Annotated in this window: 19 protein-coding genes; 16 read left to right on the plus strand and 3 right to left on the minus strand. The window is 70.1% G+C overall.

The genetic code is table 11. From position 1 onward, the window contains the following. The first annotated feature begins 50 nt into the window (after positions 1–50). The 7 genes from rbfA (at position 51) to pnp (ending at position 7,264) form a co-directional block, all read left to right on the plus strand. Complete coding sequence (rbfA, locus tag A9O63_RS21315; protein ID WP_180325497.1) at positions 51–464, plus strand: 30S ribosome-binding factor RbfA; 414 nt, start codon at positions 51–53, stop codon at positions 462–464. Then, positions 454–1,191, plus strand: coding sequence for a phosphodiester glycosidase family protein (locus A9O63_RS21320; RefSeq protein WP_069333660.1), 738 nt, complete (start codon positions 454–456; stop codon positions 1,189–1,191). Before rbfA ends, A9O63_RS21320 begins: the two co-directional genes overlap by 11 nt. A 67-nt stretch (positions 1,192–1,258) precedes the next feature. Next, positions 1,259–2,164: a tRNA pseudouridine(55) synthase TruB gene (truB, locus tag A9O63_RS21325; RefSeq protein ID WP_002721504.1), complete on the plus strand. Its 906-nt coding sequence runs from the start codon at positions 1,259–1,261 to the stop codon at positions 2,162–2,164. Positions 2,165–2,409: 245 nt separating this feature from the next. Then, on the plus strand, positions 2,410–3,486 hold the full coding sequence (locus tag A9O63_RS21330) for a PLP-dependent cysteine synthase family protein (protein ID WP_069333661.1): 1,077 nt from the start codon (positions 2,410–2,412) through the stop codon (positions 3,484–3,486). Positions 3,487–3,907: 421 nt separating this feature from the next. Next, complete coding sequence (locus A9O63_RS21335; RefSeq protein WP_069333662.1) at positions 3,908–4,420, plus strand: DUF1643 domain-containing protein; 513 nt, start codon at positions 3,908–3,910, stop codon at positions 4,418–4,420. Positions 4,421–4,663: 243 nt separating this feature from the next. Beyond that, entirely contained in the window at positions 4,664–4,933 is a 270-nt protein-coding gene (gene rpsO / locus A9O63_RS21340; protein WP_002721510.1) for a 30S ribosomal protein S15, read from the plus strand. Positions 4,934–5,113: 180 nt separating this feature from the next. Continuing rightward, positions 5,114–7,264: a polyribonucleotide nucleotidyltransferase gene (pnp, locus tag A9O63_RS21345; RefSeq protein WP_069333663.1), complete on the plus strand. Its 2,151-nt coding sequence runs from the start codon at positions 5,114–5,116 to the stop codon at positions 7,262–7,264. Positions 7,265–7,798: 534 nt separating this feature from the next. Here the strand turns inward: pnp and A9O63_RS21350 are convergent. Beyond that, entirely contained in the window at positions 7,799–9,112 is a 1,314-nt protein-coding gene (locus A9O63_RS21350) for a calcium-binding protein (protein WP_069333664.1), read from the minus strand. Between the two features lie 220 nt (positions 9,113–9,332). On the opposite strand from A9O63_RS21350, the gene A9O63_RS21355 reads away from it, so the two are divergent. The 9 genes from A9O63_RS21355 to A9O63_RS21395 all read left to right on the plus strand — a co-directional run bounded on the left by A9O63_RS21355 (position 9,333) and on the right by A9O63_RS21395 (position 21,464). Further along, positions 9,333–10,175 (plus strand): calcium-binding protein, encoded by an 843-nt coding sequence (locus A9O63_RS21355; RefSeq protein ID WP_069333665.1) that lies wholly within the window; start codon positions 9,333–9,335, stop codon positions 10,173–10,175. Between the two features lie 60 nt (positions 10,176–10,235). Beyond that, on the plus strand, positions 10,236–12,284 hold the full coding sequence (locus tag A9O63_RS21360) for a hypothetical protein (protein ID WP_069333666.1): 2,049 nt from the start codon (positions 10,236–10,238) through the stop codon (positions 12,282–12,284). Further along, positions 12,284–13,525: a glycosyltransferase family 4 protein gene (locus tag A9O63_RS21365; RefSeq protein WP_069333667.1), complete on the plus strand. Its 1,242-nt coding sequence runs from the start codon at positions 12,284–12,286 to the stop codon at positions 13,523–13,525. The genes A9O63_RS21360 and A9O63_RS21365 overlap by 1 nt, the downstream gene beginning before the upstream one ends. Beyond that, positions 13,522–15,702 carry a hypothetical protein gene (locus tag A9O63_RS21370; RefSeq protein WP_069333668.1) on the plus strand — a complete coding sequence of 727 codons (2,181 nt, stop codon included), beginning with the start codon at positions 13,522–13,524 and terminating at the stop codon, positions 15,700–15,702. Before A9O63_RS21365 ends, A9O63_RS21370 begins: the two co-directional genes overlap by 4 nt. After that, positions 15,699–16,976, plus strand: a complete 1,278-nt coding sequence (locus A9O63_RS21375) for a glycosyltransferase family 4 protein (protein ID WP_069333669.1) — start codon at positions 15,699–15,701, stop codon at positions 16,974–16,976. Before A9O63_RS21370 ends, A9O63_RS21375 begins: the two co-directional genes overlap by 4 nt. Continuing rightward, positions 16,969–18,699 carry a type I secretion system permease/ATPase gene (locus A9O63_RS21380; protein ID WP_069333670.1) on the plus strand — a complete coding sequence of 577 codons (1,731 nt, stop codon included), beginning with the start codon at positions 16,969–16,971 and terminating at the stop codon, positions 18,697–18,699. The genes A9O63_RS21375 and A9O63_RS21380 overlap by 8 nt, the downstream gene beginning before the upstream one ends. Beyond that, entirely contained in the window at positions 18,696–19,997 is a 1,302-nt protein-coding gene (locus A9O63_RS21385; RefSeq protein ID WP_069333671.1) for an HlyD family type I secretion periplasmic adaptor subunit, read from the plus strand. Before A9O63_RS21380 ends, A9O63_RS21385 begins: the two co-directional genes overlap by 4 nt. A 69-nt stretch (positions 19,998–20,066) precedes the next feature. Further along, a complete protein-coding gene (locus A9O63_RS21390) occupies positions 20,067–20,873 on the plus strand; it encodes a CatB-related O-acetyltransferase (protein WP_069333672.1) in 807 nt (268 codons plus the stop codon). Between the two features lie 3 nt (positions 20,874–20,876). Then, positions 20,877–21,464, plus strand: coding sequence for a hypothetical protein (locus A9O63_RS21395; RefSeq protein WP_069333673.1), 588 nt, complete (start codon positions 20,877–20,879; stop codon positions 21,462–21,464). A gap of 11 nt (positions 21,465–21,475) precedes the next feature. On the opposite strand, the gene A9O63_RS21400 is transcribed toward A9O63_RS21395, so the two are convergent. Next, positions 21,476–24,262 carry an error-prone DNA polymerase gene (locus A9O63_RS21400; RefSeq protein ID WP_069333674.1) on the minus strand — a complete coding sequence of 929 codons (2,787 nt, stop codon included), beginning with the start codon at positions 24,260–24,262 and terminating at the stop codon, positions 21,476–21,478. Between the two features lie 80 nt (positions 24,263–24,342). Next, positions 24,343–25,596 carry a lytic murein transglycosylase gene (locus A9O63_RS21405; protein ID WP_069333675.1) on the minus strand — a complete coding sequence of 418 codons (1,254 nt, stop codon included), beginning with the start codon at positions 25,594–25,596 and terminating at the stop codon, positions 24,343–24,345. Positions 25,597–25,735 lie beyond the last annotated feature (139 nt).

Here is a 25,735-nt window from a genome sequence, read left to right on the forward strand (position 1 = left end):
GGGCGCTGGCGGGCGTTGCGGGGCCGCAAGAAAGGCCCTACATGGGCCCCATGGCACACAGATCCCACACCGGCACCGGCCCCTCGCAACGCCAGCTTCGCGTCGGCGAACTCATCCGCCGCACCCTGGCGGACGTGCTGAACCGGGGCGAGATCCACGACCCCGAGCTCAACCGCCTGTCGATCACGGTGGGCGAGGTGCGCTGCTCGCCGGATCTGAAGGTCGCGACCGTCCATGTCATGCCGCTGGGCGGCAAGGATGTGGAGGAGGCGATCGCGCTCCTGTCCAAGCACCGGGGCGAGCTGCGCCACCACATCACCCGGCAGATGACGCTGAAATATGCGCCCGACCTGCGCTTCCGCCCGGACGAGACCTTCGACCGGCTGGACGAGACGCGGCGGCTCTTCTCGGACGAGACGGTGCAGCGCGACATCCGCGGCGGCGGAGAGGCGGATGAGGACTAGGCTCGCAGCCATCCTGTTCGCGCTCTGGCCCGCGGCCTGCGCGACGGCCGAACCCGCCTGCCGCGATCTGACCTTCGAGGGCACGCGCTACAGCCTGTGCGAGGCGCAGGCGGGCGACGACATCCGCATCTTCCAGACCGCGCCGGACGGCAGGCCCTACGGCAGTTTCGAGCGCATCAACAGCGCGCTGGAGAGCGAGGGACGCCAGCTGGCCTTCGCGATGAACGCGGGGATGTATCATGCCGACCGCCGCCCGGTGGGGCTGCTGATCGAGGAGGAGGTCGAGCGCGCGCCCCTCGTGACCTCGGCCGGGCCCGGCAATTTCGGACTGCTGCCGAACGGGGTCTTCTGCGTGGGCGACGGCTTCCGCGTCATCGAATCGCGCAGCTTCGCCGCCGAACGTCCCGCCTGCCGCCATGCGAGCCAGTCGGGGCCGATGCTGGTGATCGGGGGCGAACTCCATCCGCGGTTCCTCGTGGACAGCGATTCGCGCTATATCCGCAACGGGGTGGGCGTGAGCGCCGACGGCCGCCGCGCGGTCTTCGCCATCTCGAACCGCCCGGTCACGTTCCACGAATTCGGCCGTCTCTTCCGCGACGAGCTCGGGCTGCCCGAGGCGCTCTATTTCGACGGCTCGATCTCGCGGCTCTACGACCGCGGCGCGCGCCGGTCGGACTGGGGCACGCCGATGGGGCCGATCGTGGGTCTCGTGGTTCCGAAGCCCTGACACCGGGCGCCGTTGACGCGCCGGGCCCGAGCGGCTAGCAGGCGGCCTTCTTTCTGGAGGGACGAGCATGGGACGGACGCGCAAGGGCCGGGCGATCTCGGGCTGGCTGGTGGTGGACAAGCCTGCGGGCATGACCTCGACCGCGGTCGTGAACAAGGTGCGCTGGGCGCTCGAGGCGCAGAAGGCGGGCCATGCGGGCACGCTCGACCCCGATGCGACGGGCGTTCTGGCCGTAGCCCTGGGCGAGGCCACGAAAACCGTGCCCTACATCACCGATGCGCTGAAATGCTACCGCTTCATGGTGCGGCTGGGCCTGTCCACCCGCACCGACGACGCGAGCGGCGAGGTGATCGCCACCTCCGAGGCGCGCCCGACGGATGCGGAGATCGAGGCGGCGCTGGCGGCCTTCCGGGGCGAGATCCAGCAGGTGCCGCCGCAATTCTCGGCGGTGAAGGTCGAGGGCGAACGGGCCTACGATCTGGCCCGGGACGGCGAGCGGCTGGATCTGGCGGCCCGTCCGCTCTGGGTCGAGAGCCTCGAGATCCTCTCGCGGCCCGACGCGGACCATGTCGAGCTGGAGATGGTCTGCGGCAAGGGCGGCTATGTCCGCTCCATCGCGCGCGATCTCGGAGAGGCGCTCGGCTGTCACGGTCATGTCGCCTGGCTGCGCCGCACCTGGTCGGGGCCGTTCGAGGCCGAGGACGGGATTTCGGTCGCGACCATCGACGAACTGGCCCGGAGCGAAGCGCTTCTGGCCCATGTGCTGCCGCTGGCGAAGGGGCTCGCCGACCTGCCCGAACTGCCCGCCACGCCCGAGGGGGCCGCGCGGCTCCGGTGCGGCAATCCCGGCATGGTCATCGCCTCGGATGTCGAGTTCGGCGAGGAAGCCTGGGCGAGCTTCCAGGGCCAGCCCGTCGCGGTGGGCATCTACAAGTCGGGCGAGCTGCATCCGAGCCGCGTGTTCAACCTCTGATCCGGCGGCGCAGGCCTCGCGCCTGCGAAGGGCGCCCGAGACCCTGCGCCCTGCCCCTGCGCAAGCTGCTGGAACGGGTCGCAGACTCGACCATCCGTCCGACCCTTCCTCCGCCGCGGCAGGTGACACCGTTCCGGATGCGGCCCCTTGCCGGGGACAGTGCTCCAGGCCTCTCGCGAAAAAGGGGAAACACACCGCGCCGGAACGGGTTAAGCTGGGGCAAAGGGAATGACAGGAGACGCATCATGGATGCCCAGAAGATCCGGACGACCGAGGGCCGCGGCAGGCTCTACGACAGCGTGCTCGACACGGTGGGCAACACGCCCATCATCCGCATCAACAACCTCTCGCCCGAGGGCGTGACGATCTATGTCAAGGCCGAGTTCTTCAACCCGGCGGCCTCGGTCAAGGACCGGCTCGCGCTGAACATCATCGAGGCGGCGGAACGGTCGGGCAAGCTCAAGCCCGGCATGACCGTCGTCGAGGCGACCTCGGGCAATACCGGGATCGGGCTCGCCATGGTCTGCGCCCAGAAGGGCTATCCGCTGGTCATCACCATGTCCGAGGCCTTCTCGGTCGAGCGGCGGCGGCTGATGCGGCTTCTGGGCGCGAAAGTCGTCCTGACCCCGCGCGGCGGCAAGGGCTTCGGCATGTATCGCAAGGCGCAGGAGCTGGCCGAGGCGAATGGCTGGTTCCTCGCGAGCCAGTTCGAGACCGACGCCAATGCCGACATTCACGAGGCTACCACCGCGCGCGAGATCGTGGCGGACTTCGCGGGCGAGCGGCTCGACTGGTTCGTGACGGGCTACGGCACCGGCGGCACGGTCACGGGCGTCGCGCGGGTGCTGCGCCGCGAACGGCCGGAGGTGAAGATCGTGCTCTCCGAGCCTGCGAATGCGCAGCTCGTGGCCTCGGGCGTGCCGCAGGAACGCCATGCCGACGGCACCGCGGCCTCGGGCCATCCGGCCTTCGAGGCGCACCCGATCCAGGGCTGGACGCCCGACTTCATCCCGAAGGTGCTGCAGGAAGGGCTCGACGCCGGCGCCTATGACGAGCTGATCCCGGTCGCGGGCGAGGACGGGATGAAATGGGCGCGCGAGCTGGCGGCCAGGGAGGGCATCCTCACCGGCGTCTCGGGCGGCTCGACCTTCGCGGTGGCGCGGCAGGTGGCCGAACGCGCGCCGAAGGGCTCGGTGATCCTCGCCATGCTGCCCGATACGGGCGAGCGCTACATGTCGACCCCACTCTTCCAGGCGATCGGCGAGGACATGAACGAGGAGGAGAAGGCGCTGTCGGCCTCGACGCCGAGCTTCCAGCTCTGAGCCGCCCCTGAGGCCGGACCCTTGCCGGGGGCGCGCTCCGGCCTCCGGCTGAACAGTCCGAGGATGCGGTACCCAAGGGGCCGCGCCGAAATCCTGTCCCGGAGGGAGGAGCTGCGCGAGGGGGCATCGAACCCCCTCGCGCAGCCCTGCCGGGGACATGGACAGGGCGGCCCCCACTCGGAACCGGGAGAACGGCTGTTTCGCCTGCAGGGAGCTGACACCATCGCCCGCCTCGTGCCGACCCTTCCCGCACGCGGGAACCCCTTCAGAGGCAGCGCGGTCGCCGCTCGCGGGGGCGATCAGCCTGCGTGCAGGTGCAGGCGGCCTCGGCCCGGATCCGTTTCGGCCGAAACAGGCGCGGCCCTGCCCTTGCCTCGGCCGCCGGCGCTGCCTTAGGTGGGGGCCTCGAACCGGAGGCCAGATGATTACCCGCAGCTTCGTGAAGGGCGACGCGCCCTCGACGGCGGTCTATTCCGACTGCGAACGCTACCGCTATCTCCTGACCCGGGTCTGGGATCCCGAGGGGACGAAGGCGCTGTTCGTCATGCTGAACCCGTCGACGGCCACGGAATTCCAGAACGATCCCACCGTCGAGCGCTGCGAGCGGCGGGCGCGCACCCTGGGCTTCGGCGCCTTCCGGGTCTGCAACATCTTCGCCTGGCGCGACACCGACCCGAAAAAGATGCGCGCCGCGCCCGATCCGGTGGGCAATCCCGAGAATGACGAGGCCATCGCCCATTCCGCGCCCTGGGCCGACCGGATCGTCTGCGCCTGGGGCGCGCACGGCGCCTTCCTCGACCGCGGCCGGCAGGTGGAGGCGCTGCTTCGGGCGACGGGGCTTCCGCTCCACCATCTCGGGCTGAACCGCGATGGCCAGCCGAAACATCCCCTCTACATCGGCTACGACCAGCAGCCGATCCTCTGGGACGTCTGAAGCGGCCCGGAGGCGGGCTCGAACGATCGCCCTTTCCGGCTGCGGAAAAGCCCCCTATCAACCGCAGCGCGAACATCCCCGGCCCGGCCGATTGCCGCCCGGACGGGGCCTTGCGGGAAAAGCCGCTTTCCTTTCAGGCGTTTTTCCCGTATAGGCGCGCATCCGCCCTTCACCGGGCGGAAGACAAGGGCCTTGCTGGACGACATCCCGGCTCGTGCCGTCACCCACAACACGGAGTATCCGATGTCGATCACCGTCGAAGAAAAAGCCCGCCTCATCAAGGAATATGCCACCAAGGAAGGCGACACCGGCTCGCCGGAAGTCCAAGTGGCGGTGCTCAGCTCGCGCATCGCGACGCTGACCGAGCACTTCAAGGCCCACAAGAAGGACAACCACTCCCGTCGGGGCCTGCTGATGATGGTGGCGCAGCGCCGCAAGCTGCTCGACTACCTCAAGAAGAAGGACGAAGGCCGCTACACCGCGCTCATCGCGCGTCTGGGCCTCCGCCGCTGACCTTGAAGCGCGCCCTGCGGGGCGCGTTTTCCTATTCCGGACGCGGGGACGTTCCCCGCGGATGACGGCCTCCCCGACGGGCTCCGCGGGACAGGCCACGGCATGAGACAGGAGCCACGGGCATGCGGCCCGTACGCAACAGGCCGGGCGGAGGGTCCCCCGGTCAGGACAGGATAAGAGATGTTCAACGTTACAAAGAAATCGATCGAATGGGGCGGCGAGACGCTGACCCTCGAGACCGGCAAGGTCGCCCGTCAGGCGGATGGCTCGGTCATCGCCACGCTGGGCGAGACCTCGGTCATGGCCAACGTGACCTTCGCGAAAGCCGCGAAGCCGGGCCAGGACTTCTTCCCGCTGACGGTTCACTATCAGGAACGCTACTATGCCGCGGGCAAGGTGCCCGGCGGCTTCTTCAAGCGCGAGGCGCGCCCCTCCGAGAAGGAGACGCTGACCTCCCGCCTGATCGACCGTCCGATCCGCCCGCTCTTCGTGGACGGCTTCAAGAACGAAGTGCTGCTGATCGTCACCGTTCTCAGCCATGACCTCGTGAACGAGCCCGACATCGTGGCGATGATCGCGGCCTCGGCGGCGCTGACCATCTCGGGCGTGCCCTTCATGGGCCCGATCGGGGCGGCGCGCGTGGGCTTCGTGGGCGGCGAATATGTGCTGAACCCCGATGTCGACGACATGCAGAAGCTGCGCGAGAACCCCGAGCAGCGGCTGGATCTGGTCATCGCCGGCACCAAGGACGCCGTGATGATGGTGGAATCGGAAGCCTACGAGCTGTCCGAGGCCGAGATGCTGGGCGCCGTGAAGTTCGGCCACGAGGCGATGCAGCCGGTGATCGACATGATCATCGACTTCGCCGAGGAAGCCGCCCACGAGCCCTTCGACTTCTCGCCGCCGGATTATGCCGCGCTCTATGCCAAGGTGAAATCGCTGGGCGAGGCGCAGATGCGCGCCGCCTTCGCGATCCGCGAGAAGCAGGACCGGGTGAATGCCATCGACGCGGCCCGTGCCGCGGTGAAGGCGCAGCTCTCGGAAGCGGAACTGGCCGACGAGAACCTCGGCACCGCCTTCAAGAAGCTGGAAAGCTCGATCCTGCGCGGCGACATCATCAACGGGGGCGCGCGCATCGACGGCCGCGACACCAAGACCGTCCGTCCGATCATCTCGGAGACGAGCGTGCTGCCGCGCACCCATGGCTCGGCGCTCTTCACCCGCGGCGAGACGCAGGCGCTGGTCGTGACCACGCTCGGCACCGGCGAGGATGAGCAGATCATCGACGCGCTGCACGGCAACTCGCGCTCGAACTTCCTGCTGCACTACAACTTCCCGCCCTATTCGGTCGGCGAAGTGGGCCGCTTCGGGCCTCCGGGCCGGCGCGAGATCGGCCACGGCAAGCTCGCCTGGCGCGCGCTGCAGGCGGTGCTGCCGGCGGCGACCGACTTCCCCTACACGATCCGCGTGGTCTCCGAGATCACCGAATCGAACGGCTCCTCGTCCATGGCTTCGGTCTGCGGCGGGTCGCTGTCGATGATGGATGCGGGCGTGCCGCTGAAGGCGCCGGTTGCGGGCGTGGCCATGGGCCTCATCCTCGAGGATGATGGCAAATGGGCCGTGCTGACCGACATCCTGGGCGACGAGGATCACCTCGGCGACATGGACTTCAAGGTTGCCGGCACCGAGAACGGCATCACCTCGCTGCAGATGGACATCAAGGTCGCGGGCATCACGCCCGAGATCATGGAGCAGGCCCTCGCCCAGGCGAAGGACGGCCGGATGCACATCCTCGGCGAGATGTCGAAGGCGCTCTCGTCGGCCAATTCCTTCTCGGCCTATGCGCCGAAGATCGAAACGCTGACGATCCCGACCGACAAGATCCGCGAAGTGATCGGCTCGGGCGGCAAGGTGATCCGCGAGATCGTGGAAACCTCTGGCGCCAAGGTCGACATCAACGACGACGGCGTGATCAAGATCGCCTCGAACGATCAGGCGGCGATCAAGAAGGCCTACGACATGATCTGGTCGATCGTGGCGGAGCCGGAAGAGGGCCAGATCTACACCGGCAAGGTGGTGAAGCTCGTCGATTTCGGCGCCTTCGTGAACTTCTTCGGCAAGCGCGACGGCCTCGTGCACGTCTCGCAGATCGCCAACAAGCGCCTGACGCATCCCAACGAGGTGCTGAAGGAAGGTCAGGAAGTGAAGGTCAAGCTTCTCGGCTTCGACGAGCGCGGCAAGGTCCGCCTCGGCATGAAGATGGTCGATCAGGAGACCGGGCAGGAGATCCAGCCCGAGAAGAAAGAGAAGGAAGAGGCCGGCGAGGCCTGATCCTTTCCGGAACGAGGGCCGCCCCCGCTTCTGCGGGCGCCTTCCGGGATGATGCGCACGCCTGCCGACGGATGTCGGCAGGCGTGCTGCATTTTCGGGTCCCTACGGGAGAAGTCCCGCTCCGGAAGACTTGTCCTGCTCGAGACCGCGGCGAGATGGACCTTCCCCTTGCCGCCACGACCGAGGGAAGATCGGCTGCGACTGACGCGGCGAAAGAGACGAACCCGCGTCAAGTCAGTCTCGGTCCTCGCTCCACACACGAGGTCCGTTTCCGGCCACAGGGGTCCACCTGCGCCCTGAGGAGACCCGCACGGCTGCCTCCATGGCCCGGATCCCGCAGATTCCATCTTTGGAGAAGGGAAGGCACGGGGAAGCGCCGGAACGCTTCGGCTGCCGGCCCAGCATGGGCGACATGCGGCTCCCGGACGTGCCAGACGCCTCGGCTGCCGAGACACCCGCCGCAGAATGCGCGGCGGGACCGGAGCGCAGGTGAAATCCCGGTCGGCGCGAAGCCTCTGCCGGGACCTTCCGCCTTCAGAGATAGCCCAGATGTGAGGGGAGGAGCCCCGCGAGCTCGTCGGCAGTGACGCCGAGGAACATCGCGCCGTTGCCGCCGCCAAGATCGAGGAAGCAGTCGCTGCCCAGATCCTCGATCCGCCCGGTCAGTTCTTCCACCGAAACCAGCCCGTCCGCACCCCCGATGCCGTTGATGTTGCGGGTGATCATCAGCATGTCCTCGGAGGAGAAGTCCGCAATCGTGTCGATCCCGTGCGCGCTGCGCATCTGGAACGCGTCCGCGTCCGCTCCACCGGTCAGGAAATCGTCGCCCGCGCCGCCGTTCAGCACGTCGGCGCCCTCGCCGCCATCGATCTGGTCACAGCCGCGGCCGCCGAGCATCGTGTCGCTGCCCTCGTCGCCGAAGATCACGTCGTCGCCCCGCCCGAGATCCTCGATGGCGGCCACGAAATCGTCGCCCGCGCCCAGATCGATCAGGTCGTCGCCCCCGCCGCCGTCCACCCAGTCGTCGCCCTCGCCCGCCGTCATCCGGTCGTCGCCGTAGCCGCCGAACAGGATGTCGCGCGCCGCGCCCCCGTCCGTGACGTCATTGCCGTTGCCGCCGATCAGCCGGTCGCTCCCCTCTCCGCCGTCGAGCCGGTCGTCGCCCAGGCCCCCGTCGAGGCTGTCGTCCCCCGCCCCGCCGGAGAGGATATCGGCGCCCGCATCGCCCGAGAGCGTGTCCTGCCCCTCGCCGCCCTCCAACCGGTCGTCGCCGTCCTGACCGCGGACGATGTCATCGCCCGCGTCGCCCGTCAGCCTGTCGTTCCCGAACGAGGCCTCGATCCGGTCGTTCCCGTCGCCGCCGTGCATCACGTCGCCGGTGCCGATCTTCGTCGCGCGCCAGGTCTCGAAGGAGAGGCCGCCGCGGTCGGGATCGGTCGACCAGCGGCTGTCCAGCAGGTCGTCTCCTGCCCCGCCGATCAAGAGGTTGGCACCGGTCCCGCCGTGCAGACTGTCGTTCCCGGCGCCGCCCGCCAGCAGGTCGTTGCCCATGCCGCCCGTCAGGATGTCCGCGCCGCCGCCGCCCAGCACGAGATCGTCGCCGCCGTTGCCGAAGAGCCGGTCCTTGCCCCAGAGGCCGACGAGCACGTCCCCCTCCGGCCCCCCGGTCAGAGGGGAGCCGAAGGGAGACGCGATCAGCAGGTCGCGGCCGCAGCTTCCCATCGCCGAGGCGCCCCAGGGCGGCGCGATCGCGGCGGAGTCGAACCGCAGGCCCTGCGCGAAGAAGGAGCCGAGCCAGACCGGCGGTTCGGCCCAGGGTAAGGTGGTTGTCGTCACTGCCAGTTCCATGGAGCCTCCCGAAGCTTCCTTGGCGGCGCGGCCCCTGCCGCAACCCGCAGGCGATCATCAAGCGACGAGCCTGTTACCCAGGAGTTAAGGCCTCAATCTGAAGTGGTGGCAGTTTCAACAAAGCCTAAACAACCAAAGGCTGATATTAGGACCCTGTTAACACCCTCGGAGCACAGGTTTGCACACGCAGAAAGTGCGGGTTCAAGGAGAGGGGGTTTCCATGGCCACAATACCGGGAGGCGCGTTCAGCGACTTCATCTTCGGCACCTCGGGCAACGACTATGTGCTGTCAGGAGCCGGCAACGACACCGTCTCGGGCGCCAGCGGCGACGATCTCATCCGCGGCGGACTGGGCGACGACCTGCTGAACGGCGGCAGCGGCGCCGACCGACTGTTCGGCGAGGAGGGCGACGACCAGCTGCTCGGCGGCACCGGGGACGACATGCTCGACGGCGGGATCGGCAGCGACACGCTCTCGGGCGGGGCCGGGCAGGATCTCCTGCTGGGCGGCGCCGGAGACGATCTGTTCGCCGGCGGCGCGGGCGACGACACGATGGAAGGGGGCAGCGGGAACGACGCCCTTCTGGGCGGGACCGGCAACGACGCGCTGGACGGTGGCGAGGGAGACGACACGCTCGCGGGCGACGCGGGCGACGATCTGCTGTCGGGTGGCCTCGGCGACGACCGGCTCGACGGCGGGGACGGCAATGACCTGCTGTCCGGCGGCGAGGGAGATGACCTGATCCTGGGCGGGGCGGGTGACGACCAGATCGACGGCGGTGCGGGAGACGACGTGATCTACACCGGAGAGGGCAACGACCTCGTGACCTTCTCGGGCGGCGGCGACGTCATCATGGACTTCTCCGAGGGCGACATGCTGCAGATCTCGGGCAGCCTCGAGGGGGTGACGCTCGCCTCGGCCGAGGATGTGGCCGGCTATGCGCTCGATCTGGGCGACGCCGGCACGCTGATCGACTTCGGTCAGGGCGACAGCGTGCTGCTGCAGGGCGTCTCCTACGATGACGTGGCGACCGACCCGTCGCGCTACTTCTCGATCGTCTGAGACCGGCCGGTCGGGCGCGTTCGAGCGCCCGGCCGGCTTCCCGCGAACCGGACGGCTGCCATGAACATGAGACCTGACGCCTTTGGCGAGGCGATCGCGCCTGCCATTGCGTGCCCTTCCCGTGCGCTGGACGAGTTGCGGATCGTGCCGCTCTCGACGGGCCTGTGCGCGATCTATCTGGATGCGCTCCCGGTTGCCGGGCGACGCCCGCGGCTCACGGTGACGCTCGATGGCCGTCCGGTGCCGCCGCCCTCGCTGGCCGCGGCCCTGCCGCTCGAACGTGGCGGGCTGCGCCATCTCGTTCTCCTTGCGCAGGAAATGCCGGAGCTTCTCGCGCGCCACCTGCTCCTGTCCCTCGACGGCGTGCCAAGGGCCGAGGCGCGGCCCGAATGGCTTCAGCCCCCGCTCAGACCCTTGCCCGCGCTGATCGAGGGGCTGGCGGCAGGCGGCCGGACCCGGCTCCTGAAGATGCTTCTCACCACCGCCGCCTCGCTGTTTGCGGGTCATGGCGCCGATCTGGCGGCGCTGGCGCAGCGGATGCTCGACCTCTGCGCGGTGCCTGTGGCGCGGCCGCTCGGCGCCGCAGCCTTCGGGGCAGGCCATGCCATCCGAAGCCACGCCTGGGCCGAGGCACCCGCGCCGGGTGCGCCGGTGGTGGCGCTCGGCCGGCAGATCCGGCGGCTGGCCGGATGCGACGCGCGGATCGAGGGTGGCCTGCTGCATCTCCACCTGCCGCCCGCCGCCCGCGCCGAAGGGGATCTTGTGATCTTCACCCCCGACCCGGTGCGGCTGCCGCCCCCCGGGGAGGCTGCGGCGCCCCTGACCGTTTGGCTCAGAGGTCGAAGCTCTGCCATCCGCGCCTGGGCACTCGGCCGCGTCAGCTCGGCTGCGGCAGAGGACCCGGCGGCACAGGCGCTTCTGGCCGAGATAAGGCGCCCCGACCTGCCGGTGCGGCTGGCTGTCCGTTGCCTCAGCGTCGCGCCGGGCGGCCTGCTCCATGCCTTTCGGCTCGAGGATCCGGAGCGGCTGGTCCGCAACCTGCGCCTCGAACTTGCGGGCCGGCATCTCGATCTCGATCTTCACCGCGCCCCTGGAGGAACGGGCCTGTCCGCGGGTTTCGTGCCGCTCGATGAGGCGGAGGCGGCCCCCTGCCGCATCCAGATCGTGCTCGGCTCGGGACGGATCACGACCATGGCGACCGTGCAGCCCGCGACCTTCGACGGCACCGCACCGGAGGGCTTCGCCGAAGTCTGGGAGGCCTGGCACCGCATCTCGGGCCCGGCGGAGGCCAACCCTGCGCGGGCGCTCGCCGCGGCCCGCAGCGCCTGCCCTCCGCGCCGGATCCCGGTGCTGATCCAGCGATTCGGTCCCATCCGGGCAGGTCGGATCGCCCTGATCGCCCCGGCGGGCACCCATCCCGATCTGATCTTTGCCCGTGCCGCAGCGGTCGGGGCCGGCAGCAGGCAGGCCGAGATCCTCCTCACCCTTCCCGAAGGCCCCGCGGCTGCGCGGCTGCGCGACGCGGCGGCGGCGGCGGCGGCGCTTCACGACCTGCCGCACCGCCTCGTCCTTCACGATGCGCGGGCCCATCCGGCAGAGGTGCTGCGGGCGACCGCCGCCCTGACCGAGGGGCCGGTCCTTCTCCTTGGGGCCACGGTCCTGCCCGCGACCCCGGGTTGGTTCGAAGACTGGCTCCGGCATCTGGAGGAGACGCCGGCCCTCGTGACGGCAGGGGCGGTTCTCGGTCATGAAGGCGCCGTCTGGGAAGGCCCCCTAGATCTCGATGCGGAAGGTCTCCTGCGGCCCCTCGACGGGCTGCCTGCGCGACGGCTTGCCGGGACCACCACCTCGCTCCCGTCTCCCGAGCTTGCGGGACTGTCCCGGGCGGGGGTGGCGCGGCTTCTCGCCTCGGCCACGGGTCATCCTGACCTCGCCCCGGCCCTCGCCGAGCTGGCCGCGGCGGATCGCGCCACGGGCACACCCTCGCCCTTCCGCGTGAGCCACCCCTTCCGCCGCTTCGGAGGCGCCGCCCATCCCGCGGGTTTCGCGGAAGCCCTGCTCGTCGAGGAGTTGCGGCCGCATGCGACCGCCGCGGCGGAGGGACTCTGATGGCGCTCCGCATCCTGCAGATCGCGCACGATCATCCCGACTGGACGAGCGGCGGTACCGAGATCGTGGCGCATGACCTGCATCGCGCCCTGGCGCGCCGCGGCCTCGCTTCGCGCTTCCTCGCGGCCGCGACCTCGCTTCAGCGGCCCGAGGCGATGGCAGGCAGCCTGGGCCATCTCGGCGATGACATGGTGCTGCGCACCGGCGGCTACGACCGGTTCCTGATGAAGCGACACGACGGGCTGCGCTGGCTGGAATCGGTCCGGCGCCTTCTGACCGATGCCGAGCCCGATGTGGTCCATCTGCACGGGCTCGACCGGATCGGGGCGGAGATCCTGCCGGCTCTCCGCCGCTTCGCGCCGGCGGCCCGCATCGTCATGACTTTGCACGACTATCAGATCATCTGCCCGAACGAGGGGCTGCTGCTTACCCGTCCCGACGGATCCCGCTGCCGCGGCGCCCGGCCCGACAGCTGCCGCGCCTGCTTCCCGGAGCTCGGCGCCGACCGGCACGCCCTGCGCAAGACCTATCTCGCGACCCTGCTGCAGGGCGTGGACTGTTTCCTCGCGCCGAGCCGCTTCCTGAAGGACCGCTTCCTCGACTGGGGCCTGCCCGCGGCGAAGCTGCAGCTCATGCCGAACGCGGTGGCTCCGCTCGCGCTGATGCAGGACAGGCCGCGGGCGCGCCGGGACCGTTTCGCCTTCTTCGGCACGCTCGCCCCGCACAAGGGCGTGCTGACCCTGCTCGAGGCGGCGACGCAGCTCAAGGCGGAGGGCGCGGTGCTGCGGATCGCCTTTCACGGCGGCCTGCGCCATCCCGAGCCGGCCTTCCGCACGGCCTTCGAGACGGCGCTGGCGGAGGCACGCCCCCTCGCCCAGCACCCCGGCCCCTATGACCGGGCCGCACTGGCCAGCCGGATGGCCGATGTGGATTGGGTCGTGGTGCCCTCGCTCTGGTGGGAGAATGCGCCGCTCGTGATCCTCGAGGCGCAGGCCGCGGGACGGCCCGTGATCGCCTCGGGCATCGGCGGCATGGCCGAGATGGTCAAGGACGGCGAGACGGGCCTCCTCGTGCCTCCCGGAGATGCCGCGGCCCTTGCCGAGGCGCTGCGAACGGCTGCGGGGGATGCCGATCTCTGGGCGCGGCTCGCCGCGGCGCAGCCCCGCACCAGCCACGAGCGCTTCGTGGACGCCCATCTCGATCTCTATCGATCCCTTCTGGAGGGGAGACACGCGGCATGACCCCGGCAGACGGCTCCTTCCTTCTTCCCGGCTCCGTCGCAGTGGCCGACGTCCGGCTTGCGCTCGTCCTGCCCGGGGGGCGCAGTCTCCTTGGGCTGACCTCGACCGAGGATCTGCCGCGCGCAGGCCACGCGCACTGGTCGGGCGGTCAGGCCGCCTGGCAGGCCGAGGCCTGGGCGCAGGACGCGGGCTTTGCAGGCCTCGCCCTGGTGGAGGCCGCGCTCTGCGAGCGGGCCACCGTGCGCGGTGCCGACGGGCACGCCGCGCGGATCGAGACGCCGCGCCGGATCGAGATCGCGCCCGAGGCGCTTGCGGATTTCGTCCGGGAAGCGGGCCTCCTGCCGCGGGAGGTGCTGGCCTTCCTCCTGCGGGCGCTGCCGGCCGATTCCACCCTGCCGCCCGCCGAGGCCCGCGCACATCGGGCCTTCGCGGCAGGCTTCCTGCAGGCCGCCGCGCTGCCCGACGGCTTCATCGAGATCCTCGCGACCCCCGAGACCGACGGCCTTTTCGCCCAGGGGTGGGCGATGAGCCTCGGCACCGGACGCAGCCGGATCGCCAAGCTCGACGGAGACCTCTCCTTCTGCGAGGCCGAAATCGCGGCCTTCGACCGCAACGACATCCTGCCGCCGGGCCAGGGGATCGCGCTCTACTGCCGCGACTGGCGCGGACAGGATCACGAGGCGGTGCAGGCGCTGATCTTCGACACCGACGGCGAGTTCCGGCGGCTCGAACTGGTCCGCGGATCGGTCCAGCATCTGAGCGGATCGGTGGCATCCGCGCATGTGGCCCGGATGCTGCCACGCCTGTCGGGGCCCGAGGCCTCGCGGCGCGCGCTGCGGCGGATCTGCCGGCCGCGCTATCCGGGAAGCGACACGCTCGCGGCGACGGACCTGCCCATCGCCGCCGCCTTCGAGGCGATCTATCAGGCGCCCGACGGGGGGCTTCTTGCCATGGGCTGGCTGCTCGACCCCCTGTCCCGGGTCGAGCGGGTGATCCTCAAGAGCGACGCCAATCTCTACGCGCCGTTGCAGGATCGCTGGCATGCGATGCCCCGGCCCGACCTGCACGAGGGCTTCGCCCGCGATCCGCGCTTCGCGAAACTGCTCGACCCACGCGACACGATGCACGGCTTCGTGGCCTATGCGCCCGCCTCCCGCGCCAAGGTCGAGGGAGCAGAAGTCTATCTCGAGCTCGTGCTCGACGACAATTCCTGCCTGTTTCGGCCCATCGCCATCACGCCGCTTGCGGGCCGCGAGCGGTTGCCCACGCTGCTGGCCCCGATCTCGCCCGAGGATCCGGCCCTGGGTCCGCTGGTCGAGCGGGTGCTGGCGCCGTTCCTCGCGGGTCTGCCCGCCGCGCCGCCGCGCGCAATCGCCCGGCGCACGGCGATCGTCCCCCTCGGGGCCGAGGCGCCCCCGCGCGACATCGCGGCCATCATGCCCTTCCGCACCCTTGCGCAGCTTCAGCCCGTCTTCGCCCTCCTTTCCGGCACGCCCGAGGCCGAGGCTCTCGACCTGACGCTCGTCAGCACATCGCGGGCGGCGCAGGGGCTGGCTGAGCGGCTGGATGAGGCCTTCCGCTTCTACGGCCTTTCCGGCCGGCTGCTTCTGGTGCCCGAGAGCGAGAGCCTGCTGGCGCGGATGGAGAGCGGGATTGCCGTCAGCCGCGGATCCCACCTCCTGCTGTGGGAGCCCTCCGCGCTGCCGTCCCGAAGCAACTGGCTGGCCCGGCTTCTCCGCGAGGCGCAATGGGCGCAGCCCCCGGGCCTCGTCTCGCCGCGCCTCGTCTATGAGGACGGCTCGATCTGCTTCGACGGCGGAGAGGAGCACGGGTCCGGGGCGCAGACGATCTGCCCGCAGCTCGGCTATCCCGCAGCCTGGCTGGCGCAGGGCCGCCCCAGCCGCACGGGTTTCGGGGCCGCCGAGATCGCGCTCGTCGGCCGCGCCGCGCTCGAGGCCGCGGGCGGACTGACCGGCCGGCTCTTCAGCGACCGGATGGCGCACCGGGATCTGGCCGATCGGCTCCATGCCACGGGGTCGGGTACCTGGTGCTCGGGCTCGGTCACCTTCTGGGCGCTGCAGGAGCCTTCGGACAAGAACGATTCCTTCACGACCCTGATGGCAAAGGTGGATGGCGCGCTGATCGCCGCGCGCGCCAAGGAAAGGCTCGGCCCTTGAAAGCGCTCGTCCTGAGTCACGCCCACCCCGCCTTCTCGATCGGCGGGGCGCAGGTCGCCTCGCACAATCTCTTCACCGGGCTGAAGAGCCTGCCCGGATGGCAGGCGCATTACATGGCGGGCGTCGGTCCTCCGGTCGCGCGGCATGCGGCGACGCCGCTCATGTCGCTCGGACAGGCCCCGGACGAGACGCTGTTCTGGACCGGCGACTACGACTGGTTTCACCTGGGCACGACCGATCTCGATGGGCTCATGCGCCATTTCGAGCGGTTCCTGTCCGACCTGCGGCCCGACGTCGTGAATTTTCACCATGTCATGGGCTTCGGCATCCAGGCCATCGCCTCGGTGCGCCGGGCGCTCGGCCCCGTGCCCATCGTGATGACCTTGCACGAATATCTGCCGATCTGCGCCCACCACGGCCAGATGATCAAGGCCCGCAGCCATGCGCTCTGCCTGCGCGCCTCGGCGTCGGACTGCGGCCTCTGCTTCCCCGAGATGGGGGCGGCGGCGATGAAGCGGCGCGAGCTCTTCATCAAGAGCTTCTTCGACCGCGTCGATGCCTTCGTCAGCCCGAGCCGCTTCCTGCTGACGCGGTTCGAGGACTGGGGGCTGCCGCGGCAGAAACTGGTGATGATCGAGAACGGGCTCGAGGGCGGGCCCGTCGCCCCGCCCCGGCCGCTGGCCGAGGGAGGGCCGCGCAACCGCTTCGCCTATTTCGGCCAGCTCAATCCGTTCAAGGGCATCAAGGTGCTGGTCGAGGCGGTGACCCGCATCCCCGACCGGATCTGGGGCGACGCGATCCTCTACATCTTCGGCGGCAATCTCGAGCACCAGCCCGAGGAGTTCCAGGCCCAGGTGCGCGATCTCTTCCGCATGGCGGGGCGCCGCCTGCGCTTCATGGGCTCCTACAAGAGCGCGGACCTGCCCCACCTCATGCGCGAGGTGGACTGGACCATCGTGCCTTCGACCTGGTGGGAGAATGCGCCGGTCGTGATCCAGGAGGCGTTCCATCACGGGCGGCCGATCATCGCCTCCGACATCGGCGGCATGGCCGAGAAGGTGCGGGACGGGATCGACGGGCTGCATTTCCGCGTCTCGAACCCCGAAAGCCTGGCCGAGACGATGATCCGCGCCCTCCGGGACCCGGCTCTCTGGGACAGGCTGCGCGCAGGCATCGAGCCGCCGACCGATGCCGCAAGCGCCGCGCGCGAGCATGCCTGGCTGTTCGAGCGGCTGCTCACCCGGCGAGGGACGGCGGGCGCGGGCCATGGCTGACCCCGCCGAACCGACCGGCCTCTACCGGCTCATCCTGCGCGAGGCCGCCCTCGGGACGGGGGCCGCAGCCTTCGTGGGCTTCTTCGTAAACCTCCTCCACCTCGCCTTGCCGCTCTACAATGCGCAGGTTTACGACCGGGTGATCGGCAGCGCCAATCTCGACACGCTGGCGGCCCTCACCGGCCTGGTCGCGATCCTGCTCGTCTTCGGCGCCGTGCTCGACGTGCTGCGGGCCCGGATCTTCGCGATCCTCGCGGCGCGGCTGGCAGGCCAGCTCGGCCAGCCCGTCTTCGTGGCAGCGGTCGAGACCGCGCTCCGTGGCGGCCCCACCGCTGCGGCCGAGGGGATGCGCGCCGTGGCCGACCTGCGCAGCTTCGTCGCGGGCGGGGCCATCGCGCTGCCGATCGACCTCACCTTCACCCCGGTCCTCCTCGTGGTTCTCTTTGCCCTCGATCCGGCCTACGGCCTGATCGGTCTCGGCGGGGCCGCCGCTCTTGCCGGGACGGGCATCGTGACCGAACTCCTCGCCCGCCGCCCCGTGGCCAGCGCCCTCGCGGCCGGCGGCAGCGTGCAGGCCGAGACCGCGACCGCCCTGCGCAGCGCCGAGGTCATCGCGGCGATGGGAATGCTGCCCGACATCGCCCGGCGCTGGCGAAGGGCTCAGGCACGGTCGCTCGCGGCCGCCGATCGCGGGCAGGCACGGGCCAGGGCCCTGTCCTCGCTGGCGCGCTTCCTCCGCACCGCCATCCAGATCGCCGTGATCTGCATCGGCACGACCCTCGTCGTCGATCAGGCTGCCACCATCGGCACCATCGTGGCCGCCATGGCGATCATGTCCCGCCTGCTCCTGCCGTTCGAGCATCTGATCGACGGCTGGCGGCAATGGATGGACGCGGCCGAGGCGCACGGCCAGCTGCGGCGCCTTTTGCAAGAGGGCGGCAGTCCCCGCTCCGCCCTGCCAGCGCCGGTGGGGCGCGCGCTGCTGGTGGCCGACCGCGTCACCTACATCCCCGCGGGCCAGGACCTGCCCCTTCTGCGCAACGTCTCGTTCCGCATCGGGCCCGGAGAGCTTCTCGGCGTCATCGGCCCGTCGGGCGCAGGAAAATCGACGCTCGCGCGGCTGACGGTCGGTCTCTGGCCGCCCAGCGCGGGCGGTCTTTTCCTCGACGGACAAAGCACCTTTCTCCACGAACGGACGAGCTTCGGACGCGCGGTGGGCTATCTGCCGCAGGAGCCGCTCCTGCTCGACGGCAGCGTGCGCGACAACATCGCCCGCTTCCGGGACGCGTCGATGGACGAGGTGATCGCGGCCGCCCGGCAGGCTGGCGTGCACGATCTGATCGGCCGCCTGCCGCGGGGCTACGGCACGCGGCTCGCCGATGCCGGCGCGCGGCTGAGCGGCGGACAGCGCCAGCGGATCGCGCTCGCCCGGGCCATCTTCGGCGACCCGCAGCTTCTCGTGCTCGACGAACCGAATGCAAGCCTCGATGCGGAAGGCGAGGCCGCGCTGGTCTCGGCCGTCGAGCAGGCGCGGGCGCGCGGCGCGGCGGTGCTCGTGGTGGCTCAGCGAATGTCGGTGCTGGCCAAGGCCGACCGGCTGCTCGTGCTGCGCGAGGGGGCCGTGGCCCATTACGGACCTCGGGCGGAGGTGATGGCCGCTATCGGGCCGCAACGGCGCCCCGCCCCGGTCGCTGTTGCACAGGCGGGCGAGGGGCGCTCATGAGCGCGGCCGGCTCCTGGGACGATCCGGCTCCCCCGAGTTACCGCCCCATCTTTCAGGCGGCGCTGATCCTCATCCTGTCCCTCGCCGTGTCATTGGGCAGCTGGGCCGTCTATGCCCGGCTCGACGGCGCGGTCATCACCCAGGGCGTGGTCCTGGCCGAAAGCCGCCGCAAGACCGTCGAGAACCTCGAGGGCGGCCTTCTGGAGCGGCTTCTGGTGGCGCCGGGAGACCGGGTTGCCGCCGGCCAGCCCGTAGCCCAGCTCGCCACCGTCCAGGACCGCGAGCGGCTGATCCAGCTCGAGGCCGAGCGGGAGGGGCTGCTCTTCGACATCTGGCGCCTGCGGGCCGAGGCCGCCGGCGCCGGGGAACTCGATCCCGCCACAGCGCCGGGTCCCGATGCCGAGCGGACGGCGGCCCAGGTGCGCCTGTTTCAGAGCCGCCTCAATGCGCACCGCGACCGGATCGGATCGCTCGACCGCGAGATCGAGCTTCTGATCGCCCAGGGAGCGGCGAACGATGCACAGGCGCGGGCTGCGGATCTTCAGATCGAGAGCTGGCGGGCCGAGCGGGCCGACCTCGTGACGCTGGTCGACCGGGGCGCAAGTCCGCGCCAGAAGCTCGTCGAACTCGATCGCAACATCACGACGCTGACGGGGACGCGTGAGCAATATCTGGCGCTTGCCCGGGCGGCGCGGGCCGATGTCGAGCGAGCCCGGATGGATCGCTCCACCGCCGGTCAGCTGCGTCTGGCCGAGGTGGCCGAGCAGCTGGCCGCCGCCGGGAGGCAGCTTCCGGGGCTCGAGGCCCAGATCCGCGCCACGCGCGACGTGCTCGAGCGTCGGACGCTGCGGGCCCCGCAGGCGGGACTGGTGGTCGAGGTGCCCACCGTGACGCCCGGCGCCGTGATCGGCTCCGGGACGGCCGTGATGGAGATCGTGCCCGACCTCGATCATCTGGTGATCCAGATGCGCGTGCCGCCCGAGGCCATCGACAACGTCCGCAAGGGAGGGCTGGCGCGGGTGCGGCTGACGGCCTATCGGCGCGCCCTGGCGCCGGTCGTCCGCGGGCAGGTCTCCTTCGTCTCGCCGGATCTCATCGAGGATCCGCGCGACGGCACGACCTATTTCGAGGCTCGGGTAACGCTCGATCCGGGTTCGCTTGCCGAGCAGCCCGACTGGGTGCGGCTCAGCGCGGGAATGCCGGTCGAAGTTTCGGTCAGCACCGGCGAACGGCGGGCGGGGGATTATCTGCTCGAGCCGATCCTCCGCCACCTGCGCGGCGCCCTGCACGATCCCTGATCGCTTCACCCCCCGTCAATGGATGGCCGTTAGGCTGAGTCCGCGGCGCCGAGCCTGAAAGGAGAATCGATGGCCCAGATCCCCTTCGACCTGAAGCACGCGGATTTCGCTCGCCTGGCCGAGGTCGGGCTGCGCCTGCCCGGCCTGCGCGAGGTCAAGACCCTCACCCAGACGTCGTGGATCGAGGCGCCCACCACCATCATCGGCACGGTGGTCTCGGGCGCCGAGTTGCAGGTGGGCGCCTTCTGCAGCCTGTCGGGCGGCACGCTCAACAATGTCCACATCGGCCGCTACAGCTCCATCGCGGCCGGCACGATCATCGGCGTCCACGAACATCCGACCAGCTGGCTCACCACCTCGCGCACCTCCTACTGGCCGCAGGTCTACGGCTGGGACGAGCTGATCGCCCCCGACCGCACCGCCGAGATCCGCGCCGGCAAGCGGCCCTTCACCAGAAGCTGCCCCATCACCGAGATCGGCCATGATGTCTGGATCGGTCAGGGCTGTTTCATCAAATCGGGTGTGCGGATCGGCCATGGCTCCGTCATCGGCGCGCGCGCCACGGTGACGAAGGACGTGCCACCCTATTCGATCGTGCTGGGCACGCCCGGGCGCGTGGTGCGGACCCGCGTGCCCGAGCCCTTGATCGAGCGGCTTCTGGCCGTCGAATGGTGGCGCTATTCGATCTACGACCTGTTCGCCGCCCCGTTCGATGACGTTGCCCGTGCGCTCGACGTGATCGAGGACCGCATCGCCGAAGGAGCGGTCAAACCCTATGAGGCGCCCCTTGTCACGCCCGCCGACCTGGCCGAACCGCCGGGGCTGGCGGCGAGGCTCGCCGCCCGGTTCCCGCGTCCCCTCGCCCGGGCGAGTTGACCGATGACGCTGGCGGAACCCGTTCCGGACAAGGCGAAGGAGGCGGTCTCTCCGCTCTATGGGGTTGTCGACGTCCTCCGGCGGGACCGGATCGCCGGCTGGGCCATCGACCGGCGCGATCCCGGGGCATCTCTCACTGTCGAAATCCGCCGCGAAGGACAACGCATCGCCACCGTTCCCGCAAATCGGCGGCGCCGGGACCTCGAGGCGAACCGGTTCGGCAGCGGGCTCTACGGGTTCAGTGCTCCGATAGATCCGCCGCTCATGGAGGGGATGGAGTTCACCCTCTCCGTCCGGGCCGTGGCGGCCGACGGCACGGAAGTGATCCTTCAACCCTTGAGCCGGGTTCTCGAACCGACCGGCGAGCAGAGGGCTCTCGCGCGCCTGCTGGAGGAGGTGGCCGCCTGCCGTGCGCTGCTCGAGGCGCAGCAGTCCCTTGCCGAGCGCGTGGAGCGGGCCCAGCTCCGGATGGAGACCCTCTGGCCGGAACCGGATCCAGCCCCGCCTGCCGGCCGGGGGCTGCGCCTTCTGTCGCTCGCCGCCCTCGCTCTGGCTCTCCTGTCCCTCACGCTCTCGGTGATGTCGCTGTGACCTCCGCCTCGCTAGACCAGCTCGCGCAAAAGCGCCATCGGATGGGAGCGCAAGCTCAGACGGAAGGAGACGTAATCCTCGACCACCTCCTCGCCCAAGGTCATCTCCCGCAGGACGACCTCGGGCTCGACGATCCCCTCGCCGTCCATGTCCCCTGCAAAAAGCGGCAGCGGCCTGTCGCCCGACAGGGCACGGGCCTGCCACTGCGCCTCGCGCCGCGTCAGCCCCAGCGCGGCGAAGCAATCCGCCTCGGCCAGACGGGTCACGGTTGCGGGCGGAACCCCGGCCCGCCGCCAGACATCCTCCACGGCGCGGTAGCCATTGCCCCGCGCCGCCACGATCCACTGCGCCTCCTCCTCGGCCACTCCCTTGATCTGGCGGAACCCGAGCCGCAGGGCGAGACGGCCCTGTCTGTCGCGCTCCATCACATTGTCCCACAGGCTCGCATTGATGCAGGGCGGCAGCACGATCACCCCGTGGGCGCGCGCATCCCGCACGATCTGCGCGGGCGCATAGAACCCCATCGGCTGCGCATTCAGCAGCGCGCAGGCGAAGATGCCGGGATGGTGGCACTTGATCCAGGCCGAGGCATAGACCAGCAGGGCAAAGCTCGCCGCATGACTCTCGGGAAAACCGTAGGAGCCGAAGCCCTCGATCTGGGAAAAGCAGCGGGTGGCGAAGTCCTCATCATAGCCGTTGGCCAGCATCCCGTTCATGAAGCGCTCCTTCAGCGCCGTCACGTTGCCGTGCTTCTTGAAGGTGGCAAGCGCGCGACGCAGCCGGTCGGCCTCTTCCGGCGAGAAATTCGCCCCGATGATGGCGATCTGCATCGCCTGCTCCTGAAAGAGCGGCACGCCCAGCGTCTTGCCCAGCACCTTGCCCAGCGCGTCGGAGGGAAGATGCGGACGCTCCCGCCCGTTCCTGCGGCGGATGTAGGGATGGACCATGTCGCCCTGGATCGGACCCGGCCGGATGATCGCCACCTGAACCACCAGATCGTAGAAGCAGCGGGGCCGCATCCGGGGCAGGAAGTTCATCTGCGCGCGCGATTCGACCTGGAAGACACCGAGGGAGTCGGCGCGGCACAGCATGTCGTAGGTCTGGGAATCGTCCTGCGGCAGGGTGGCGAGCGTATAGCTGGTGTGGTGGTGGCTTTCGATCAGATCGAACGCCTTGCGGATGCAGGTCAGCATCCCCAACGCCAGCACGTCCACCTTGAGGATGCCCAGCATGTCGATGTCGTCCTTGTCCCAGCAGATGACGGTCCGACCCTCCATGGCCGCATTCTCGATCGGCACCAGCTCGTCCAGCCGACCTTCGGTGATGACGAACCCTCCCACATGCTGGGAAAGATGACGGGGAAAGCCCTGGATCTCGTCGATGAGTTGCAGGGCCAGCCAGAGCCGTCGGTCGTTCGGATCAAGGCCGATCTCGCGCAGGCGCCGTTCGGTCAGGGCGCCGGAGCCGCCCCAGCCCCAGATCTGGCTCGACATGGCGGCCAGCGTGTCCTCGCTCAGGCCCATCGCCCGTCCGACCTCGCGCACCGCCCGCTTTCCGCGATAGTGGATCACCGTGGCGCAAAGCCCGGCACGGTCCCGCCCATAGCGGCTGTAGATGTGCTGGATCACTTCCTCACGCCGCTCATGCTCGAAATCCACGTCGATGTCGGGCGGTTCGTTGCGCGCCTCCGACACGAACCGCTCGAAGACCATGGTGCCCACCTTGGGATCGACCGATGTCACCCCCAGCGCATAGCAGACGATGGAATTGGCCGCCGATCCCCGCCCTTGGCAGAGGATGCCACGGTCGCGCGCGAACCGGACGATATCATTCACGGTGAGAAAATAGGGCTCGTAGCCGAGCTTGCCGATAAGCTCCAGCTCGTGCCGCGCCTGGGTCGCGACCTTTTCGGGCACGCCCGCGGGAAAGCGCCAGACGAGGCCTTCGCGCGTCAGCCGCGCCAGCCGATCCGCCGGGCTCTCTCCCTTGGAGATCTCGGACGGATATTCGTAGCGCAGCTCGCTCAGGCAGAAGTCGAGCCGCCCGGCGATCTCGGCGCTGCGGAAAACAGCCTCCTCGTGCCCCGGATAGAGCCGCAGCATCTCGGCTTCCGACCTCAGACGTTGCTCGCCGTTGACGAGCGCGCGGCGGCCCAGCTCGTCCACCCGGCAGCCCAGGCGGATCGCGGTCAGCACGTCGGCCAGCCGCCGCCGCGCCCCATGATGCAGGATCGGCAGACCCGAGGCGACAGTGGGGATCCCCAGCCGCGCGGCGAGCAGAGCCTGCCGCTCGAACCGGACACGGTCCTGACCCGTATAATGCGGGGCCAGGATCAGCGAGACCCGCCTAGGACAGGCCGCGGCCAACCTCGCGGCCAGGGTTTGCCAGCCTGCCGAGGACCGCGCGGGCGGGTGGAGCAGCATCTCCTGTCCCTCGGCATGGGCAAGAAGATCGGCAAAGCCCAGGTCGCAGCTGCCCTTGGGGGCGGCCCTCCGTCCGAGGGTCAGCAGGCGGCAGAGCCGGCCCCAGGCGGCGCGGTCGCGCGGCAGGACGGTCACGCTCATGCCCTCGCGCACCACGATCCGCGCAGCCGGAAGGAGGCGCGGGGCGCTGCCCGCCTCGCGCGCGATCTCCTTGGCCTCTCCATAGGCGCGCACGATGCCGGCGACGGAATTCTCGTCGGCGATCGCCAGCGCCGGCAAGCCCAGAGAGGCGGCGCGCCGCATCAGCTCCTCGGGATGCGAGGCGCCCGTGAGAAAGGTGAAATTCGACGTGGCCGACAGTTCCACGAACGGCATGGCAGTGCCCGAGTCGTTTGAACGAACCCGGAACATACTTGGCTGCGTCGCGAAAGGGGAGTCCCCTCGCGCGGCGCTGGTCAGGCCCCTTCGCGCAACCGGTTCAGGACCGCTTCATTGGCATAGCCATCGGCCACCAGACCGCGCGCCGCCTGCCACGCCCGCAGCGCGGAAAGCGTGTTCGGGCCGATCATGCCGTCGGCCCCGCCCGTGTCGAAGCCCGCCGCCGTCAGGAGGTGCTGCAGCTCGGTCCGCTCGGCGAGGGCCAGCGCCCGGTCGCCGCGCGGCCAGCCGCCCGCGATGGCCGGCGCGCCCTTCAGCCGGTCTGCAAGATGGCCCACGCCGATCACATAGGCATCCGCAGGATTGTAGCGCGCGATGGCACGGAAGTTCGGATAGATCAGGAAGGCCGCTCCCTGCGCCCCCGCTGGCAGCAGAAGGGCCGCCTCTCCTGCCGGCAGCGGCGACCCGCCGACGCGACGCACCCCCAGCGCCTCCCAGCGGGCGGGCGGCTGACGCAGGCTCTTGCCGCTCCGGGAGAAGTCGAAGCCCGCCGGCAGACGCACCTCGACACCCCAGGGCTCACCGCTGCGCCACCCCGACTGGGCCAGATAGGCCGCCGTCGAGGCCAGGGCGTCCGACGGATCGTCCGACCAGATGTCGCGCCGCCCGTCGCCGGTGAAATCCACCGCGAAGTCAAGATACGAGGTCGGCATGAACTGGGTATGGCCCATCGCCCCCGCCCAGCTGCCGGTCATGGCCTCGGGGCGCACGTCGCCCTTGTCGAGGATCTTCAGCGCCGCGATCAGCTGCTCCTCGAAAAAGCGGGCGCGCCGCCCGTCATGGGCCAGCGTCGCGAGCGCCCCCACCAGCGGATGGTCGCCCCGTCGCGTCCCGTAGGAGGTCTCCATCCCCCAGACCGCCACCACGATCTCCTTCGGCACCCCATAGCGCGCTTCGATCCGCCCGAGCAGCACCCCATGCTGCGCGAGGGCCGCCCGCCCGCCCGCGATCCGCGCCTCGGACACGGCCGAATCGAGATAGTCCCACAGGGTGCGGTTGAATTCGGCCTGATTGCGATCGCGCGCCACCGCATCGGCATCGTAACGCAGATCCCGGAAGGCGGCAGAGAAGGTCGCCGGCCGGATCCCCGCGGCAAGCGCCCGCGGCCGGAACTGGACCACCCAGGCCTCAAGCCCCGCCTGCGCCGCCCGCTCCGCCTCCGTCACCGCCGCCTCCGCCCGTGCCGCCGGCCGCTGCGACACCGCCACCGGATCGGCCATCCCCGGCGCAGCCGTCAGCGCCAGGCCCAGTCCCAGAAGGAACGTCCGCATCCTCTGCCCCCGCCTGCTCTTGTCGTTCCGGCAACCCTAGCGCGACGAGCCTCACCCGCAAAGCACGAAGCCGCCCCGCCCGATAACAAGGGCTCGACCGGCCTTCCTCTCACTCTGGAAAAATATCCTCGGGGGGTAC

The sequence above is a fragment of the Cereibacter johrii genome (assembly GCF_001720585.1).
In the GTDB taxonomy this organism is placed as follows: Bacteria; Pseudomonadota; Alphaproteobacteria; order Rhodobacterales; family Rhodobacteraceae; genus Cereibacter_A; species Cereibacter_A johrii.